Consider the following 19734-nt stretch of genomic DNA (forward strand, 5'->3'; position numbering starts at 1 on the left):
TACTTTTTTTAAAATTCTGTGTAATTTGAGACACAAATCATTTTGGTCTGACAAACAGTTTGTTTTTCAGACGAAAAACAAAAATAACCATTTAATCCTAACATCACAATGGCACGCCTGTTTATTTTATTTCTGCTCCCGCTGCATGTTATAAATGCTCAATTCGCAGATGATTTTTCCGATGGCGATTTCACTTCCAACCCCGAATGGACAGGGCTTACCTCCCGGTTTAGAATAGACCCGCAAAGAGAATCACTCCAACTTAATGCACCTGCCGAACCAGGTGCAGCATGGTTGTTTACAAGTTCTGCAGCAATTGAAGAAGCTTCATGGCAATTCAATTTCAGATTTGGGTTTAATCCATCATCATCCAATTATGCGGAAGTTTTCCTAGCTTCCGACTCAAACAGTCCGGAAAATATCAGCATCGCCTATTACCTTGTAATAGGCACCACTGCCGACAACATTTCACTTTGGGAAAGGCGCGGAGGAAGAAATACCAGGCTCATTGAAGGTCAACACAAGCGGATAGATTTTAATGTGGTTGAAGCTGCCATTAGGGTCACGAGGGAAAAAGGCGGCAAATTTATTCTTGAAGTAAAATTAGAGGATGAATGGATTGAAGAGGGACGTACTCTGGAATCCCAAGGTTTCAGTTCGGAATGGTTTGGTGTTGTGTGCCGCTATACGGCCACGCGAAGCACGCTCTTTTGGTTTGATGATTTTGTTGTTACCGGAGAACCTTTCAGGGATACCATCCCCATCGTTGTGGAAAATTTTATACCTGTTAACAGATATAAAATTGAAGTTGATTTTAACAAACCCATCGAAACCTTGCACTTTGCTCCGCAAAATTTTGTTGCCCACCCGGGCAACAAAATCCCTGAATCCATAACACCCGGGAGTCATTCAAATTCCATCGAGCTCCATTTCCCAACCGGAATACCTGTTGACGGGGGGCCAAACCTGCACATCTCATCCATTTCCGACCTAAATAATAACATCATCAACGATACCACCATATTTTATGAATACGAACCAGCATCGATTCAATCATTCATGATGACGAGTCCGAAGCAGGCAAAACTTTGCATCAACAAGCCGCTTGACGCTGACTTGAATGCTGTTTCATTTCACTGGTCAACATCGGGTCCGGCTTTGCAGAATCTGGAGTTGGATGGCAACAGCTGTCTGTTGCTTACATTTTCTGAAGCTCTTCCCGATGGAGAGACACTGGAGATTTTTGTTTATAATTTATTGTCGCACAACGGCGACACCATTTATTCCGGCTCCTATACTCTGCTTTACTACCTCACAAAGCGTAATGACATCGTCATCACGGAAATTATGAACAACCCCTCTCCGGTTGTTCATTTGCCGGATTCAGAATACATAGAATTATACAACAGGGGCGACTTCCCAATAGAACTCAACGATTTCAGGGTTACGGTGGGCTCCAGAACAGGCCGGCTATCTTCACGTTTGATTTTTCCGGGCGAATACTTATTGCTTGTTCCTTCAACAAGAGTGCAGTTTTGGGAGGACATTCCAAACAAAATGGCGGTTACAAGCTGGCCACTTTTACCTGTAACAGGCGGGCAAATTGTTCTTACCGACAAATACAACCGCGTTATCACGTCGGTTCAATACAGCAGAGATATGGGTGAAGCGGGATACAAACAAAACGGTGGATGGGCGTTGGAAGTTAAGGACCCTGACAACCTCTCATTTGGTTTTGAGAATTGGGATTTTTCAGTGCACCCCGACGGGGGCACACCCGGCGAGGAGAATTCCGTCAACCAAAAACTTGCAGATAACGAAATGTCTGAAATTACAGGCCTTTATCTCTTGTCCGATTCCTGCATTGCCATTGAGTATTCAAAACCCATGGAGCCAAACCATCTCATTTCGACTGACAATCTGATGATTACTCCTCCAATGGCTGTCGGCTTGGATTCCATCTATCAGGAACCTCTGTTTTTGAGGGAAACACACATTTGCTTTTTAGGGAAAATTCCAGCACTGCAGGAATTTGAAGTGGGCTTTTTGAATGCTCCCGTAGATTTATCCGGTAATCAATTGCAACAAACTGCCGGGATTCGGTTTGGTTTACCAGTTGCTGCCAATCCAAACGACATCGTTATCAACGAATTGCTCTATGACCCTCCCACCGGGGGGCAAGACTTTGTAGAACTTTACAACCGCTCAGAAAGAATCATTGACATCAGCTCATTGTATTCAGCAAGGGACAATGCCGAAGGCATCCCCGACAGGCTAATCAGGCTTGACAACAAACGGAGACCATTTTTCCCGGGCGAGTACCTCGTCTTCACAGCGGACAGAGAGTGGCTGGTAAATTACTACCAGGTAAAGAACCCATTAAATATCCGGGAGGTCAGCAATCTCCCAAACTATGTGAACGATGGAGGTGTAGTTTATCTGACCAATGTACAAGGTGAACCCATCGACAGGTTTGATTATCATCCCAGATTCCATTTTGCGCTGCTCACTTCCACCAAAGGGGTTTCCCTTGAAAGAATCAACACTGAAATACCTGCCAATGATGCTTCCAACTGGCATTCAGCTTCGGCCAACGATGGCTATGCCACTCCTGGGCGAAAGAATTCTCAGGCTGTTACTCAAACGGAAAATACTCCCAAAAGTCGCATCCATCTTGAACCGGAAATATTCATCCCCAACCAAAATGGGATGGATGATTATTTATTGATTCATTACGCTTTTGATGAACCGGGTTACACCTGCAGCATCACCATCTATAACCGTGCAGGACATCCTGTTCGCCACCTTGTAAACAACCAACTTGCCGGAACCAACGGTTTCTACAAGTGGGACGGAACCAACGACAATGGTCGTTTATGCAACACCGGAATTTACATCGTAGCCATCCGTTACTTTAACCTGCAAGGCAAAGTAACAGCGGAGAAGAAAACAGTGGTTTTGGGGGCTGGGAGGTAAATTATATCTCCTTAATCAACTCAGTTATAAGTTTGGTCATTTTAGGTTCTGCTTCTGCTGCAACTTGCTGAACTTCTTCGTGACTTATTTCAACTATTTTGCCGGGAACTCCCAGGTCGGTGATGATGGAGAAACCAAAACAGGTCATTCCCATGTGGCGGGCTACTATCACCTCAGGCACGGTGGACATTCCAACGGTATCTCCCCCAATGGCTCTGAAATATTTATACTCAGCAGGCGTTTCAAAAGTTGGACCTGAAGTTCCTACGTAAACTCCCTGCTTTACCCGGATGCCGGCATCTGCGGCAATTTTCTTGGCTTTTTCAATCAACTCAAGACTGTATGGCTGGCTCATATCGGGGAAACGGGGACCAAGTTCGTCAATGTTTTTTCCGAGCAACGGGTTGTCGCCAAACAGGTTGATGTGGTCATCAATAATCATAATCTCTCCCAGTTCGTACTCCGGATTCATTCCCCCACTTGCATTTGATACTATCAGATGGGTTATGCCCATAAGCTTCATCACTCTGATGGGAAAAGTAACCTCCTGCATGGAATATCCTTCATAATAATGAAAACGCCCCTGCATAGCCAATACCGGAACATCTTTAATGGTCCCAAATATCAATCGTCCCTGGTGTCCCTCCACCGTCGAAACCGGGAAATTGGGTATTTCTGCATAGGGAATGCTCTTTTCCACCTTAATCTCCTTAACCAGACCACCCAGTCCGGTTCCTAAAATAATCGCAATGCGAGGATTTAGGGTTTGTAAATTGCTAAGGTATTCTGCCGTCTCTTTAATTTTTTCCAACATAATCTTTAATCTTTTTATCGAATATAACTTGTTCACCAAATAAAAACTCCAATTCAATGGGAATGTACCATATTCTGGATTTCATCTGCTCACTTACATGTTTATTTGAGTCCAGCCTTATGGCATCTTTTTCGGTCGTTAATATCATTGGGTTCGGGAAGCCTATTCTCTTCCCCTCTTCATCAATTTTTCGGATGTCGTTCTCAGAAAAATCATGGTGGTCGGGAAATCTGATGGTCGAAACAGGAACCCCGAACTCCCGAGCCATTTTAAAAAATGGCTCCGGATTTCCAATTCCTGCCATGGCTACCAAAGGTGTGTTTTTCTCACTTAAAATCTCCTGAAAAGATTTATCCTGTGCATTGTTCTTCAGTAAAGGTGCCGGATTCTTATAAACTACAGTGGTGAAGAACATCTGTTGCGAATCGCATTTTCTCAGTTTTTTGCGAATGGCGTCTGCTTCAACTAAAGAGAGATTGCCTGGAACTTTGTTAACCACAATCAAATTGGCTCTTTTAATGCCGCTTAACGGCTCTCTGAGGTTTCCTGCCGGAAAACAAAAATCCTTCCACATGGGGCGGTGATAATCTGTTACCAGTATTGAAAACCCGGGCTTTACATATCGATGTTGGTATGCATCATCCAAAACAACCACATTGGGGGATGATGATTTACTGAGCAGTAATTCCATACCGGCCTGTCGCTTTTCAGCCACCACCACCGTAAGTTCTTTGAACTTACGATGCATTTGCATGGGTTCATCTCCTATGGTTTTATAGTCAGATGCAGCATCAGCAAGAAAAACCCCACGGGTTTTTCTTCCGTAACCTCTGCTCAGCATGGCACAACTATGATGGGGTAAAAGCAGCCTGATTACGTGTTCGGCAAGTGGCGTTTTACCTGTTCCCCCCACCGTAATATTTCCAATTGAAATAACCGGAACGTTGTAGCTTTGGGATGATAGAATTCCTTTATCGAACATAAAATTTCGCGCATGCATGATGAATGCATACAACCATGTAAAAGGGAGCAACAACTTTCGCAAAAACATCATACCGAAACACTGAGTTTTAAAAAGGCACAAAAACCAGAACTGAATCATGGCTTTTGTGCCAAATTACATTTTCCTTTTCAGGATTTTTAGTTGACACTTATCTCGTAAGGAATACGAGCCTGTACCGGATAGGCGGTTTTCAAATCCTGAATGGTTTGAAATATCTGGTATTCCTCACCAAAAAAGAATTTACCAACACGGGCTCTGGCATCACCCCCTAATCCCTTCATGATTTGCTCAATGGGCGAAAGAACTTCGGGAAGTTCAACCACACGGTAAGTTTCAATATCGGCCATGCGGGCAGCCACTGCCACGGCATCACTCACGCCTCCAAGTTTGTCCACCAGGTCAATCCCTAGAGCGTTTTCACCACTCCACACCCGACCTTCCCCAACGATGTTGATGGCATCGGTTGTGGTGTCGCGACCATCGGCGCAACGTTGTAAAAACACATAGTAAAAGCGTTCAATGTATCCCTGCATCAGTTCTTTTTCTTCTCGTGTAAAAGGACGGTCGAGAGACGGCATGTCGGCAAACGTGTTGGTTTTAACACGGTCGGTAGTAATTCCCATTTTGCGTAACAACTCCTGTGTATTTGGAATCAGGCCAAAGACGCCGATACTTCCGGTTAGCGTTGTGGGATGTGCAATAATGGTATCGGCTGCACATGCGATGTAGTAACCGCCGGATGCTGCCAAATCACCCATGGATACCACCACCGGTTTTACTTCCTGAGCCAATTTAACTTCGCGCCAGATGATTTCAGAGCCAAGACCTGAACCTCCGGGTGAGTTGATGCGTAGCACAATGGCTTTGATGGTGCTGTCGCGTCGCGCCTGACGAATGGTTCGTGAAAGTTTCTCTGAATTAATGCCGCCTGATGTGCCATCAATTTCACCTATGGCATAGACAACCGCAATTTTATTTTTTTCCAGACCTTTGCGTTTTCCGGGCAGATATACATCTGCGTACTTCATCACACCAATGGCATTCAGGTCTTTCTCTTCTTCAATGCCGGTTAATTTCTTGAGTTCACTAAGCACCTCATCCTTGTATCGAAACCCGTCAATTAACCCGGAGGAAATCAGCAACGTATCCTCTCTGAAAGTAGGGAATAGTTCAGCTGTTGCTATCACTGATTCAACATCAAGATTGCGCGATTCAGCAATTTTTGTTGTGATGTGCTCCCACATGGAATTAAGATAAGTCTCAGTCTGAAGTCTGGCTTCGTCACTCATAGACTCAAGAATGAAAGGCTCCACGGCCGATTTGAACTCTCCATGCTTAAACACCTGCATTTCAACACCCAGTTTTTCCAGGGTACCTTTAAAAAAGGTGTATGCCGAACTCAGACCTTTAAACTCCAGCATACCTGTTGGGTTTAGATAAACCCGATCTGCAGCGGATGCAAGGTAATATGCTCTTTGCGAATAAATAGGCGCATAGCTGTGTACGAATTTTCCCGATTCACGAAAATCAATCAACGCATTGCGAATCTCCTCAATAGAAGCATACCCGGTAGATATCATTCCGGCTTCCATATAAATACCCCTGATGCGATCATCCTCTTTCGCCTTTTTTATTGAAGCCAGTATTTGGTTGAGACCTTTGGGAGATTTTTGTCCGGATAATTGAGACAACATCATGTCAAACGGATCGCTGGTCGTTCTCTCAACCACCGGGCCATTTAAATCGAGTACCAAAATGGAATCATCTTTAACAGTGACATCCTTAGATGCCGTTGAGGCAAGAATTGTGATAAACATCACAATTCCCAAAATAAAGAAAAAGGCTGAAACCATGGATCCCAGCACTACGGCGAGAAAATACTTAAAAAACTTGTTCATAATTTACTTTTTGTCAGAGTTAATAACTTAAGAGATGACAGTATTTTAATAATATCAGAATATTCAGACTCCATATGCTAAAAAGGCCATAACTGTAGTGATCGACAGATCTCCATACAATTATTTGAAAGCCCAGAATAGCATGAGGCAAGTTAAATAATAATGTTTGGCTAATTTATAAAAATTAATGATGAGGCATGTCTCAATTATTCAATTAATTTTGTGAGATTAATCATTTCAGTTCATTAGATAAATGTCGAATCATAAAGCCATTCTTCTATTAGGTGGAAATAAAGCAGATACCCGGGGACTTATAACACAAGCTTTAAAACAGATTAAGAATCTCGCCGGAGAGGTCATTTGTCACTCCTTTGGTTATGAGAGTCCGGCGTGGGGGTTTCAGTCCAACCACCATTTTACCAATTTGGTGATAGAAATATCTACTGCCAAAAACCCAGAGGAGCTTCTGATCACAACGCAACAAATCGAGAAAAGCCTTGGCCGAATTCGAAAATCCGACACAGGTTACACCGACAGGGGGATAGATATCGACATCCTGTTTTTTGACGATGTTTCAATAACATCTCCCACATTGACGATTCCGCACCCCAGGCTCCATTTACGAAGGTTCACTCTAATTCCACTATGCGAAGGTTGGGGAGAGTTAATCCATCCCGTTTTCAAAAAAACAATGAACGAGCTGCTAAGCGAGTGTCCTGACGAGGGAATCTGTAAAAAAACAGATTACAGCTTTGAGCCATAAGCAAGATCTCCCGCATCACCCAAACCCGGGATAATATATGATTTGGCGTTAAGTTCTTCATCCACAACCCCTAGCCAAAGGGTAACAGGTTCTCCTGCTAGCATGTTTCTGACATAATCAACACCGGCCTGACTGGCAATAATACTTACGATATGAATGTGTGATGGCTTTCCGTTCTTTTGCAATGCTTTATAAGATAATTCTACGGAGGATCCTGTGGCGAGCATGGGATCTGTCAGAATCAGAACCTTATTATTTAAATCTGGTGCTGAAATATATTCTATGTGAATATCGAATTCTCCATCCTCGGTGTATTTTCGGTATGCAGATATGAAAGCATTTTCTGCTCGGTCGAAATAATTCAACAATCCGTTATGCATTGGTATCCCAGCTCTCAAAATGGAAGCCAACACAATCTCCTCTTCATGTAAATATTCCGTGGCCACTCCAAGTGGTGTCTTTACCTCCTGTTCTTTGAAGGTGAATGTTTTGCTTATTTCATAAGCAAAAATTTCGCCGATGCGTTCAAGGTTTCGTCTGAACCTTAAAGGATCTTTTTGTATGTGAATATCCCGAAGCTCAGCAATATAACGGTTTAGGATTGTAGGTGGATGATTGATGTGTTTAATTTCCATATGTTATTTTTCAGAAGTTGGCCGGACTCACAATCACATAAATTTAAGAAAAAATCGTAACAAAAATTGCTCATAGGCAAAATATGGTTCGCATTTACTCCCAAATCCCTTATAGAACCTTGCCACATTTCTGTTCTCAGAACCTTCAAAATCCAATATCAGATTACTATAGGCAAATTTCCGAATCACCTCATCCATCAATAAGAACATACTTTTCTTTTGAAACCCTTCTGCTGAGGATGCACCGGATAAGAATGTAACTGAATGATTAGTTTTAACAAAAAACCCGACTGCAAGCAGATTGCCTTCACTGTTACATACGGTTTCAATGAATGCTTTTCCTGTATCGATAGTTTCAGTAACAATCCTTTTAATTGTTTCTCGATAACCTTTCTCAAAGGGATAGTGGGAGTTTTTAAATAGAAAATCGAGAAACTCATTCACCGTGATTTGTCGGCCTCCAGTCATCTGATCTTCTCTTAAAGCCTGTTTAATATTTCTTTTGCAATTGGAATTGTAAAGACTATAAAGATCGGCATAATCATGCCTGAGATTTAAAATGTAATTATCTTTTTTTTTCATTAGGAATCTTACCGGAATATCTTCACAACCTGGATGTGTGTTCATAGTAAGAACCAATGCCGGGATGGCTCTAAATATCAATCCTACCTCCTCTTTGGACAATTCGGATTTCCGAAACAGACCCAATTGTTGACAATAGGGAGGTTGCATCACATAGCGAACTCCCATTTTCGTTTTTATATAAAGCGGTAATACCGCTTTATAGTCCCCTAAAATAATGGCAGACCAATCCGGAGAAACCAAATCAAGATACCAACTGTAACCATACACCAATGGATTTTGAGAATTGCTTATGCAATCGTCCCATTTTTTGCGATTAATATCTTGTTTTTTAATATAATAAGGTTGTTCCGGCATAAAACAAAATGATTAAGCTCCACATTCCCCGTTACAATGTCGCATTACATGCAACCTTCATCAGCGAAGCTAAAATAACCATTATCTGTTACAATAACATGATCCAGAACGGGAATATCCAGAATTTTCCCGGCATCGTGAAGTTTTCCGGTGATGTTTTTGTCGGCCTCGCTTGGATGAATGTTTCCTGATGGATGATTGTGACAGAGGATAATGGAGGCAGCGCGGGTTTCCAGAGCTTTCTTCATGATCAAACGAACATCAATGACGGTACCTGTAAGGCCGCCTTTGCTTAAATGATATCGATGAATGACTTTATTTGATCGACTCAGCATTAAAACCCAAAACTCTTCATGAGGCAAATCTCCAATCACTGGTTGCATCAACCGGTACACATCCGAACTTGATTTGATGGAAGGATATTCCGGAACTTCATGAAGCAATCGTCTTCGGCCTAATTCCATAGCCGCAACAATGGTAATGGCTTTTGCTTCGCCAACACCGTGGAAGTTGCTTTTTAATTGGTTTATGTCGGCTTTACCAAGTTCCTTGAGGTTGTTTTGGAATCCGGCCATGATTTTTCTGGCCAACTCTACTGCCGACTCTTTTGTGCTTCCGGAACCAATAAGTATGGCGATGAGTTCGGCATCGGAAAGGGATGCCATCCCCTTTTGAAGAAGTTTCTCTCTGGGACGATCTTCTGCCGCCAACTGTTTAATGCCAAGTTTTGGGTATTGGGTCATATATCCTTTTTGAACGGAAACTACAAAAAGATTTCGAAAAAGTAAAGCAAAAAAACCTCTTCGCGTTGCGAAGAGGTTTCAGCAGTCCCTAGGGGAATCGAACCCCTGTTTCCAGAATGAAAATCTGGCGTCCTAACCCCTAGACGAAGGGACCGTATTTAATCTTTATGAAAGATTATTAATGTGCAGTGCAAGGCTTGACTTCAAGTTTGAAGCCTTGTTCTTATGAATGATATTCTTTTTTGCCAGTTTATCAATCATAGAAACCACCTTGGGATAAAGAGCTGTTGCTGCTTCTTTATCTGTTGCATGACGCAAAGACTTAATTGCATTACGGGTAGTTTTTGCATAATACTTGTTATGCTCTTTTTTCGCCGCGTCTTGTCTTGCTCTCTTCTTTGCTGACTGATGATTTGCCATCTTAGTATAAATATAAGTTCTTAATTCCGTTTTAGCAGTCCCTAGGGGAATCGAACCCCTGTTTCCAGAATGAAAATCTGGCGTCCTAACCCCTAGACGAAGGGACCGTGATATTTGCAATGAATTTTTCTTTCATTTGCGGATGCAAAGATATACCAATTTTATATTCTTCCAAATATCTATATTGAAAAAAATGCTAAAAGTTTAAATTCACATTTTTAATTTGATGATGAATAGATTGATCCTCTACGTAAATACTTATAAGATCAAGCATTGTGAATTTTTACTGAGTCACTATTCATTTAATTTGGTGGCAACTCTTTCAACCCGTTTCAGTTCGGAACGAACTGAAGAGATTGTGTCGTAATAGGCACCGGTTACTTCATCAACTGTAAGTCTGGATGCCTCCATCTTTTGAAACGATTTCTGAAGCATTTCCATGGTATTGGTAATTTTTGACGCATGCCGCCTGGTCTCTTCTGAGAAGTTTATGATCTCGCCGGAGATTACCCGAAAACCGTTACTTTTCACCATGCTGCCATTAGTGCCTACAAAATTGGATGCTTCTATCGAAGCATTCAACCCTAGAATTTTAACCTGATAGGAGATGTCATTGATAAATTTGATAACCTGTCCGGAGTCGTCCAAAAGTTTGCCTGCTTCTATGATGCTTTCCATCATGGCTGCAGTTTGGGTCTTCATCAGCGACTCTTTATGCGAAAGGCTGCTAATGCGTGCGGAAAGATTATGTATGGCATCCACCAACTCATCGCCGGCTTCTCTTCTTCTGGAGATATCGGAATCAATTGCCGCAAGATATGTTAGTTCTTGATTATCATTGTAAATGGGTGTGAGTGAAGTGTGGGTCCACAATCTCTCTCCATTTCTTGTAATATTAAGCGCTTCATAGGTGACAGACTCCCCCAATTTTGTACATTTGTACAAGCGCTCTTCAATTTCATTGCTAAAACTGGTTTGTCGAATATTACTTCCCAGTGTACTTACAAACTCCTCATAAGTATATCCATACATTCTGGTAAAACCATCGTTAACCCACTCTATATTCCCATCCGGATCCATAATCATGATGGCATTTTCAGTTTGTCGGGCTACGATGGAGAGACGCTCCATCTCCTTTGAAACTCCGTTTGCAGCATTTCTGTCAATGTGTGTATTTTTATTTAAGACATAAATTGTCTCCTCATATTTATGGGATATGTCCTTAAGCTTCTTTCTTTCAAATAAAAACAGAAACCAACCTGCGAAAAACAAAACCAATAGGAGGGCTAAAATTCCAATCATCATAAAATACCTGTTTGTAATTCATTCGTCGCAAATATAATCATTTTGATATTATTCCAGGTGTTATATCGCAATTTAATAGCTATAAAAGCGATTTTAATTACGTTTATTAATCTGGTGTTTGAATTTGAAATTTCACCAAAAAAATATTTATGATACCAAAATTGATTGTTTTATCCAAAAAAAAAGCTGTCCCCATGGACAGCTTTTTAATTCGAGATTTTGGATTGCTTCAAAATTATTTCTTATCGCATCCTGATTTCTTTTCTTTGCACTCAGCCTTTTTCTCTTTACACTCGGCTTTCTTTTCTTTGCACTCAGCTTTTTTAGCTTCGCAATTTTCCTTTTTTTCAGCTTCTTGTGGTGCTGCATTAGAGAAAACAGGGGCTGCCATTGCAAAAGTAAAAGCAAACATACATGCTAAAGCAATTCTTCTTTTCATAACTTTATTCGTTTAGTGATTAATTTTAATAACAACACAAATTTAGAATCTTTCCAGATTAAAGCAAGTTATATTGCTGTTAAAGGCCGTTAATGTAATGTTAACGTTGTTATTGTGGATGTTCTTTTGGTTAAATTTGCCGTAAACACAAGACATTGTAGACAACAGATCACGTTAAAATTTATATATTTAATCTGTCTGCTATTCAGGAAGCCTTTTTATATACCAGTTCATGAAACGAGTCCGAGATCTTGGGAACCAATTGAAACAAATTAAAGCCACATGAAACGAGCCATGAGAATCGTCAGATCAACGAAGTCAAAAACTCTCAGACTCAGGCGATGCACTGAGCCCCGTCGAAGTAATTATGATTATTGGCAGTTCTCCCGAGGCCTCGGGAGCCTATAAAGACCAAACTATAAACAGATGAATAAAAACAAAGCAGAATTTGACAAACAAACCATTCTGGCTGTTATTACGTTCTCCCTTCTGACCTTCCTGATAATAATTCAGGTAAGTTGGATATATCGGGCGGCGCTGTTAGAGGAACAAAACTTCAATCATCGTGTGGCAATGGCATTAAAATATGCCAAAATTGAATTGGGTAACAGGGCTCCATATTGTGAAGAGATGACCAATTTCCTTTGCGGCAGAGGACATGAAGAAAAAAAACATGTGAAAAAGTATTGGGAAGTTGACAGCATCATACGTTCAAGTCTGAATGCGCATAAAATTGAACTTCCGTTTACATTTGAACTCACAGATACTCTATTACATTACAGCAAAGGACGCTTGTTTACCCCGCCATCATATACTCAGAATCTAAACGGATTAACTGATCAAAGCGGATTCCAGATTAAAGTAGAGTTCCCTACCCGAAATCAATTCCTGATAGGACAGATAATGAGTCAATTGGGGCTCTCCATTGTTTTTATCCTTTTTGTGATGTATGCTTTTCTGGCATCCAGAAATCTTTACAAACGGGAAAAAGCTCTGTTGTTGCGAACAACAGACTTTATAAACAACATGGTTCATGAATTTCAAACCCCCATCGCCAATGTTCGTTTTGCCACGAATCTTATTAAAAAACAAAAAGATATATCGGTAAAAACCAATGAATATTCTGAAGTAATTCTGGAAGAAACTAAACGGCTTCAGCATCATGTAGAAGAAATCCTTCGTGTAGGGTGCTCAGAACACAATGACTGCGACCTGGATGATCTGGATATGCATGAGTTGATAGAAAACGTAATACAATCATTCAAAGTAAGGCTTACACATTCAAATGCTACCATCAGATTTAAACCAGATGCTGAAAACGCTCTCATTAAGGGAGAATACGGACCTGTATCGCTCGTCATTTCAAACCTGATTGACAATGCTTTGAAATATGTTGCAAAAAAGCCAATCATTGAAATCAATACCACCAATATGGATTCCAATTTAATTATAAAGATTACTGATAACGGTATTGGTATAAAAAAAGAAGATCAACAACAGGTTTTTGAAAAGTTCTATAGAGTTTCCACAGGAAATGTGCACAATGTTAAAGGATTTGGAATGGGTCTTACCTATGCAAAAAAAGTTACTGATGATTGTGGTGGTAGCATTGAACTGGAAAGTAACCCTGGAAAAGGAAGTGTTTTCACTTTAATATTTCCTGTAACCAGACTTTAACTTTTTAATTGTGTCATATGCTTTAGCTCTACAAAATATTTGATAAATTTCACGAAGCACTAGAGGAAAATCATAGATTTAACTTTTGATTCGCACCATATAAATAAACACCACATGACCAATCAGAAAAAAATACTGATCATTGAGGACGATGCCAACATGGGCTTTCTTTTGAAAGAATTTCTGACCACTTCAGGTTTTCTGGTTGAACTGGCAACAGATGGAGATGCAGGGTTGAAAGCTTTTCTTAAAAACGGTGCTGATTTTTGCATCATTGATGTAATGCTTCCCGGTATAGATGGGTTCACTTTAATGGAGCGAATCAGAAAGGAAGACCCGGAAATTCCTGTGATCTTCCTGACAGCTAGATCTATGAAGCAGGACAAAATCAAAGGATTTAACCTGGGCGGTGACGACTACATAACTAAGCCGTTCGACGAAGATGAACTTCTTTGCCGCATCAATGCCATCCTTAATCGTTATCAGAAAAATGATTTCACAGAAAGCGAACCTGAAATCAGTTGTAATATAGGAAAATACCTCTTTGAAACACAAAACCAGGCACTAACCTTTGAAAATGAGACTCAAAGGTTAACATACAGAGAGTGTGATGTGTTACGAATGTTATGTTCTAATAAAAACAATATTGTTCGTCGCAGCGACTTGCTCAATGCATATTGGGGTAGAGATGACTACTTTAACGGGCGAAGTCTGGATGTTTTTATTACACGATTGAGAAAACGTCTTGCAAACGACCCCAATGTATCAATTGAGAACATCCCTAAGGTGGGATATGTTCTTAAAGATTAGTTGATGTACAAAGAAACTCCAAAAGAGAGATTCCATATTTTATCAATGGTAACATACTTCGTTCGAATGAATTCGAGAACGTAATTATCCAAAGTGCTCATTTCGGTATATAAACCCACCGCATTAAAGAATCCATCGCCAGGCAAATCAATTTTCCATTCGCCTCCAAAAAATGGCGCCACATGAATCCGGTTCTGGAAATAATAATTATTGGGATAATGAGCAGGCAGTCTGTGAAAAGTATTATTGGTAAATCCCAGATTTACCGAAAAACCGGCTTTGGGGGTTATATCTCCGAGCAATCCGGGTCGAAAGAGCTTCCAGCTGTTTTTAAGCGATATGGTATGAACAGTAACTGAACTCCCGCCAAAGTTTTGAGTCAATAATCCGTAATACAATGTTGGTTCATACCGATCTGTAACTTCATAACCTGCACCAACCGACATAAATCCAATCAAACCGGCATACTGTACCTTTATGTGATCTGGGATGTACCAGCCTTTCCTAATAAGGATGGTATCGTACTGAATTGATGACTTTTCATCTATTGAAACTTGGGTTTTGTTCTGACTGGAGTTGGTTTGAGCGAATCCTTTAGGGACAATCAACAGCAAGATCAGCCATGCAAATATTAAATTGAATTTATATCTCATTCCGAAACTTTTCAAGATTTACATTTTCTTTAATTTCGATACTTCGGTGTTCTTAAAAAACCTGTTACCTGTAATGAATTTAACAAACAGAATTTTTCTCAAATCTGTCAACCTAATAATCCTCTCTTCCCGGATAGAAGCCGTCTTCATCTACATGTAAAAAAAAGATTTCTCCTTTTTGGCTGCTTGAAACCACCAGATATGGAGGGCCGGTTTCATAAGGCTGTTTATACCTGTAGTTATGGGTATGTCCGTGAATCGATAAATCAACATTGTATTTATCCATCAACATATTGAAATAATATTCATTACCGATGTTAAACTGGTCGCTCCAAGGTGGTATGTGTGAAAACACAAAGCGATAACGGTAGTCTTCCCCATCTTTTAAAACAGATTCCAGCCACTCAAAATCGGGGTCTTCCACGTTCTTTTCCCAAATAACATTGTCGAAAAACACAAGCAAGCAGTCGTTGTATACCATTGAAAAATTGAGAGGGCCAAACATCTCCTGATACATGTACTCGCCGTTCGATAAATAATCATGGTTTCCGATGATGGTAATCATCGGGTGCTTTAACTTCGCAGTGATATCTCTGAACCAAATAAACTCACGATAAATGCCGCTGAGGGTGATGTCGCCCAAATGAACCACAAAGTCGATGTCATCGTGCTTATTCATTTGGCGAATTTGCTTTTCATAATAGTCGTAATAGGTGTGGCTATCGCCCACCAACCCTAATTTGAAAGGCCGGAATTCATCCTCACTATATTCAGAGATACGATTTATTGCTTTGATGTTCAGATCTTCATCAGGTGATCTCACCCCTGCTTTGTACGGACTGTATTCTATGATTTCATTACAACCAACCATCAGAAAAATCAATCCGGCAAATAAATGAACCTTCTTTTTGAAAAACCACATAGCATAAGAATTTAGATTCATTATATATTATTTAAAATCATTGTTTTGATTGTAGAAGGATTGTATCAGGAAAAAGTTGTGCAAAGTTAGAAAAATTAAGGTGATTACACCTTAATTTTATTGAAACACAAAAGCTCCAGTCAGTGCCTTGTCCATTTTAACATGCCATCTTTCATCGAATCATTAAAAAAGTTAAAAAAATATCGGTATTTTCACCGCCGAAAAATTTAAATCCATCTATCTAAAACAAGATTTCGATGAGTACACAACAAAACTCAACCGGCTGGATTGTTACCATTGCAGCCACAGGTATTAACCTTATTCTGGGTTTGCTATACTCCTGGAGTGTAATTGCCGCTGAATTAATCGAAAAATGGGACTGGACCAACACGCAGGCTGCTTTGCCTTACACTGTTTGTGTTGCACTTCTTTCGTTTATGACCATTTTCGGGGGGCGTTTACAGGATAAATACGGGCCTCGCATTATCGCTCTGATTGGGGGTTCTCTATTTGGCCTGGGTATTTTCCTCTCTGCATTTGCCACAACACCTGCATTAATGGTAGGTACGTTTGGTATTATCAGTGGAGTGGGTATGGGCTTTGGATATGCAAGCGCAACGCCATCTGCAATTAAATGGTTCGAACCTCGAAAAAAGGGTCTGATTGCGGGAATTGTTGTTGCGGGAATAGGTCTCTCATCGGTGTATATGGCTCCTTTAGCCACTCGTTTATTAAGGCTTTACTCCATTGAAAGCACATTTATGATTCTTGGTATCATTGCCATTGTTGCATTGGTATCGTTTGCTCTCATTTTAAAAAACCCTCCAGCTGGATATGTCCCCAAAGCCAAAGCCGGACGCCCGGTGGTTGCGAACGCAGAAGATATGCCCTGGAATAAAATGATAAAAACCCCAGCATTTGCGCTTCTTTGGTTAACCTACTTGCTGAGTGCAACGGCAGGGTTGATGCTGATTGGGCACATTGTGAGAATAGTGAGGGTACAGACCGATTCAACCGAAGGATTCTACATCGTTATGGTGATGGCCATATTTAACACCTTGGGACGTGTCATTGGTGGATATTTATCCGACAGCATGGGAAGAACCACGGCTCTTTTAATTGTGTTTCTGATTCAGGCCGGAGTCATGTTCTCTTTCTCGTTTCTTGACACCATTTTCCTGATTGGTGCGGGGATAGCGGTTGCCGGATTGGCCTACGGTGCTTTGTTTTCATTGTATCCTGCAACCACCGCCGACTTCTTTGGTCTTAAAAATCTCGGCGTAAACTATGGGCTGATATTTACAAGCTGGGGTGTGGCTGGTATCATTGGACCAATTCTGGCCGGACGTGTTGTTGACTTAACAGGAACTTACACTTGGTCATATGTCGTTGCTGGTTCCATGTTGTTGTTGGGAGCTCTTTTAATTAAATTTGTTAAAGCTCCAACTACGAAGTAAGATATTGAATAAAAATAAACATAAAAAGCTGCCTAAAAGCAGCTTTTTATGTTTATAGTCTTTTAAAATCCAGATGAAAATATTACCTCACACGAGTTTTCCAGAAATAAAATGCGATTATTATTTACAGTAGCCCACTGAAAAATTAGAGCGCTTTTCATCTAAACCTTCTACCTTTATATATTTGCAATAAAAATATGAATATGGCCAAACGGGACAAAAAACAACGCAGTAAAGGATCTGCAGGAAACAACCGAAAAAGTGGTGACGATTTTCTGCTTCAAAACGCTCAAAAGCCTGGTGTTGTTGAAACTGAAAGCGGCTTACAATATCTGGTGGTAGAGGAGAGCAGTGGCGAGAAACCTCATCAATTCAGCACCGTAGAGATACACCAACGGGCACTTCTTCTTAACGGGACTCTGTTGGAAGATACCTACAGAGCGAACCAAACGTCAACCGTCCCACTGAATGAATTAATTGAGGGGCTGCAAGAAGGATTACAGCTGATGTCCGTTGGAAGCCGCTGCAAATTCTGGGTTCCTTATGATCTGGCTTGGGGGAAAAAGGGAACAGGAAACAAGATTCCTCCTTTTGCTGTGCTCCATTTTGATATTCGATTGGTTGGCATAGACTGACTTTTGAAAAACAAGGATTATTTCACTAACGGTTGAATATTGGCATCTGATGCATCATAGTTCGTTATTCATCGAAAAAATATAGACTGAATTAATTTTTTTGAGGTTATTTGCAGATGTAGAGCAAAAAGTAAATCCAAATTCCAGAAATTATGTCAAACAGTTTTTCCCCAACATCCCCCGGACAAAGAATCGAAGTTCTTGATACTTTGCGCGGTTTTGCCATCTTTGGCATTTTAATGGTTAACATGCTATGGATGAATGCTCCGGTTGGATACGCATTTCTTAGCGAGTCCTACTGGACAAGCCCTTCAGATAAGATTGGTGAATTTTTGATCTATTTCCTGTTTGATGGAAAATTCTATGTGCTGTTCTCTATGCTTTTTGGATATGGCTTCTGGCTGTTTTTACAAAAGCCCTCGTCGGAAGGCAAATCAGTAGTTCCCACATTCGTTTGGAGACTGACAATCCTGATTGCTTTTGGTGCATTACATGTCCTGCTGTTGTGGCCGGGCGACATTCTACTCTTTTACGGAATATTTGGTTTAATATTGATTCTTTTCAGGAAGAAAAAAGATAAATCATTGATTAAATGGGCCATTGGAATCCTACTCATCCCCATAGTACTCACCACACTTCTGTCTTTGTTTATGTATCTCGGAATGCAGGATCCGGCATCAAAGGAAGCCATCGAAGGTGCCATGGCTCAGCAAAAATCGGAGACATTGGCACTTGTACAACAAGCATTACAGACCTATTCAAATGGAAGTTTTTCAGAGATAGTTCAAATAAGATTAAAAGAGTACAGCCTGATTTTACCTGGAGTTTTCTTCTTCTACCCCAACGTCCTGGCCATGTTCCTGGTGGGACAATATGCCGCCCGTAAAAGGTTGTTAGTAAACACCCATGAAAATAAGGTGTTCTTTAAAAAAGGTCTTTTGTTGGGATTTGCCATTGGTCTTCCTGTTTCACTGGTGTATGCATGGCTGTCGTTGACGATTCCTGCCGATGAGATGTCAGTAGCAGCTGTTATTGTTGTTTTTTTAAGAGGATTTGGGAGTCCACTCCTTACCTTTGGTTATGTGTCAGGAATAGTACTTATGATTCATTCAGGAATATTAAAAAAACTGACAAAAGGATTTGCCTATGTTGGAAGGATGGCATTGTCAAATTATTTAATGCACAGCATCATTGCCGCTTTTCTGTTCCATAGTTATGGATTGGGATTGTTCGGGAAAGTAGATATCTGGCAAGGAATTGCACTCACCTTTATCATAATTGCAGTTCAAATCCCATTGAGCAAATTTTGGTTGGAGAGGTTTAATTTCGGCCCATTTGAATGGCTTTGGAGGACTCTGACTTACAGAAAACGACAAGTGTTTAGAAAATAAGAATTCTGAACAAAAATAAATTTCATATATTTCAGAAAATTTTCTCAATTCGACTCTTATGGAAATCCTAATCTTATTATTGCTCTTTCTGCTGTTTGATGTCATCTTGCTGATACATTTTTCAAAAAAATATAAAACCAAGCCATGGCATTTAAGAAAAATGCTCAAATTATGGCATAAGGAGTTTGGAGGGGCATAACATTGATTCGAAAAGGGGAATCATAGTCTCTCAAAAAAAGACTTTCATATTGAAT

At 40.5% G+C, this 19734-nt stretch carries 18 protein-coding genes and 2 tRNA genes; 7 read left to right on the top strand and 13 right to left on the bottom strand.

Annotated elements, in window-relative coordinates; all coding sequences use genetic code 11:
* Positions 1-108 precede the first annotated feature (108 nt).
* On the top strand, positions 109-2976 hold the full coding sequence (locus EV194_RS08320) for a lamin tail domain-containing protein (RefSeq protein ID WP_132433583.1): 2868 nt from the start codon (positions 109-111) through the stop codon (positions 2974-2976).
* A gap of 1 nt (position 2977) precedes the next feature.
* On the opposite strand, the gene EV194_RS08325 is transcribed toward EV194_RS08320, so the two are convergent.
* From EV194_RS08325 to sppA, 3 genes are all read right to left on the bottom strand, one after another.
* The gene (locus tag EV194_RS08325) at positions 2978-3790 is read right to left on the bottom strand and encodes a purine-nucleoside phosphorylase (protein WP_132433584.1); all 813 of its coding nucleotides are present in this window, start codon (positions 3788-3790) and stop codon (positions 2978-2980) included.
* Positions 3774-4844, bottom strand: coding sequence for a tetraacyldisaccharide 4'-kinase (gene lpxK / locus EV194_RS08330; RefSeq protein WP_132433585.1), 1071 nt, complete (start codon positions 4842-4844; stop codon positions 3774-3776). The genes EV194_RS08325 and lpxK overlap by 17 nt, the downstream gene beginning before the upstream one ends.
* A gap of 86 nt (positions 4845-4930) precedes the next feature.
* On the bottom strand, positions 4931-6691 hold the full coding sequence (sppA, locus tag EV194_RS08335) for a signal peptide peptidase SppA (RefSeq protein WP_132433586.1): 1761 nt from the start codon (positions 6689-6691) through the stop codon (positions 4931-4933).
* Between the two features lie 253 nt (positions 6692-6944).
* Here sppA and folK point away from each other — a divergent pair, with 253 nt between their 5' ends.
* Complete coding sequence (gene folK, locus EV194_RS08340) at positions 6945-7454, top strand: 2-amino-4-hydroxy-6-hydroxymethyldihydropteridine diphosphokinase (RefSeq protein WP_132433587.1); 510 nt, start codon at positions 6945-6947, stop codon at positions 7452-7454.
* On the opposite strand, the gene upp is transcribed toward folK, so the two are convergent.
* The 8 genes from upp to EV194_RS08380 all read right to left on the bottom strand — a co-directional run bounded on the left by upp (position 7436) and on the right by EV194_RS08380 (position 11935).
* The gene (upp, locus tag EV194_RS08345; protein ID WP_132433588.1) at positions 7436-8089 is read right to left on the bottom strand and encodes a uracil phosphoribosyltransferase; all 654 of its coding nucleotides are present in this window, start codon (positions 8087-8089) and stop codon (positions 7436-7438) included. The genes folK and upp overlap by 19 nt on opposite strands.
* 33 nt (positions 8090-8122) lie before the next feature.
* Positions 8123-9028, bottom strand: a complete 906-nt coding sequence (locus tag EV194_RS08350; protein ID WP_132433589.1) for a hypothetical protein — start codon at positions 9026-9028, stop codon at positions 8123-8125.
* 44 nt (positions 9029-9072) lie between these two features.
* On the bottom strand, positions 9073-9771 hold the full coding sequence (gene radC, locus EV194_RS08355) for a RadC family protein (protein WP_132433590.1): 699 nt from the start codon (positions 9769-9771) through the stop codon (positions 9073-9075).
* Positions 9772-9853: 82 nt separating this feature from the next.
* Positions 9854-9925, bottom strand: a tRNA-Glu gene (locus EV194_RS08360).
* A gap of 11 nt (positions 9926-9936) precedes the next feature.
* Positions 9937-10191 carry a 30S ribosomal protein S20 gene (rpsT, locus tag EV194_RS08365; RefSeq protein ID WP_079558249.1) on the bottom strand — a complete coding sequence of 85 codons (255 nt, stop codon included), beginning with the start codon at positions 10189-10191 and terminating at the stop codon, positions 9937-9939.
* A 35-nt stretch (positions 10192-10226) separates the two neighbouring features.
* Positions 10227-10298 (bottom strand) — tRNA-Glu (locus EV194_RS08370).
* Between the two features lie 187 nt (positions 10299-10485).
* Positions 10486-11496 carry a methyl-accepting chemotaxis protein gene (locus EV194_RS08375; RefSeq protein ID WP_132433591.1) on the bottom strand — a complete coding sequence of 337 codons (1011 nt, stop codon included), beginning with the start codon at positions 11494-11496 and terminating at the stop codon, positions 10486-10488.
* A gap of 235 nt (positions 11497-11731) precedes the next feature.
* Complete coding sequence (locus tag EV194_RS08380) at positions 11732-11935, bottom strand: hypothetical protein (RefSeq protein WP_132433592.1); 204 nt, start codon at positions 11933-11935, stop codon at positions 11732-11734.
* 426 nt (positions 11936-12361) lie between these two features.
* Between EV194_RS08380 and EV194_RS08385 the strand changes: the two genes are divergently transcribed.
* The gene (locus EV194_RS08385) at positions 12362-13612 is read left to right on the top strand and encodes a sensor histidine kinase (RefSeq protein WP_132433593.1); all 1251 of its coding nucleotides are present in this window, start codon (positions 12362-12364) and stop codon (positions 13610-13612) included.
* 114 nt (positions 13613-13726) lie between these two features.
* Positions 13727-14422 carry a response regulator transcription factor gene (locus EV194_RS08390; RefSeq protein WP_132433594.1) on the top strand — a complete coding sequence of 232 codons (696 nt, stop codon included), beginning with the start codon at positions 13727-13729 and terminating at the stop codon, positions 14420-14422.
* Here the strand turns inward: EV194_RS08390 and EV194_RS08395 are convergent.
* Positions 14419-15075 carry a hypothetical protein gene (locus EV194_RS08395; RefSeq protein ID WP_243699368.1) on the bottom strand — a complete coding sequence of 219 codons (657 nt, stop codon included), beginning with the start codon at positions 15073-15075 and terminating at the stop codon, positions 14419-14421. The genes EV194_RS08390 and EV194_RS08395 overlap by 4 nt on opposite strands.
* A 112-nt stretch (positions 15076-15187) precedes the next feature.
* Positions 15188-16018, bottom strand: a complete 831-nt coding sequence (locus tag EV194_RS08400) for a metallophosphoesterase family protein (RefSeq protein ID WP_132433595.1) — start codon at positions 16016-16018, stop codon at positions 15188-15190.
* A 236-nt stretch (positions 16019-16254) separates the two neighbouring features.
* Between EV194_RS08400 and EV194_RS08405 the strand changes: the two genes are divergently transcribed.
* From EV194_RS08405 to EV194_RS08415, 3 genes are all read left to right on the top strand, one after another.
* Positions 16255-17454, top strand: coding sequence for an L-lactate MFS transporter (locus tag EV194_RS08405; RefSeq protein WP_132433596.1), 1200 nt, complete (start codon positions 16255-16257; stop codon positions 17452-17454).
* 203 nt (positions 17455-17657) lie between these two features.
* Complete coding sequence (locus tag EV194_RS08410; protein WP_132433597.1) at positions 17658-18089, top strand: FKBP-type peptidyl-prolyl cis-trans isomerase; 432 nt, start codon at positions 17658-17660, stop codon at positions 18087-18089.
* A gap of 152 nt (positions 18090-18241) precedes the next feature.
* The gene (locus EV194_RS08415; protein ID WP_132433598.1) at positions 18242-19480 is read left to right on the top strand and encodes a DUF418 domain-containing protein; all 1239 of its coding nucleotides are present in this window, start codon (positions 18242-18244) and stop codon (positions 19478-19480) included.
* Positions 19481-19734 lie beyond the last annotated feature (254 nt).

This window comes from Natronoflexus pectinivorans, from assembly GCF_004345615.1.
Classification (GTDB): Bacteria; Bacteroidota; Bacteroidia; order Bacteroidales; family Marinilabiliaceae; genus Natronoflexus; species Natronoflexus pectinivorans.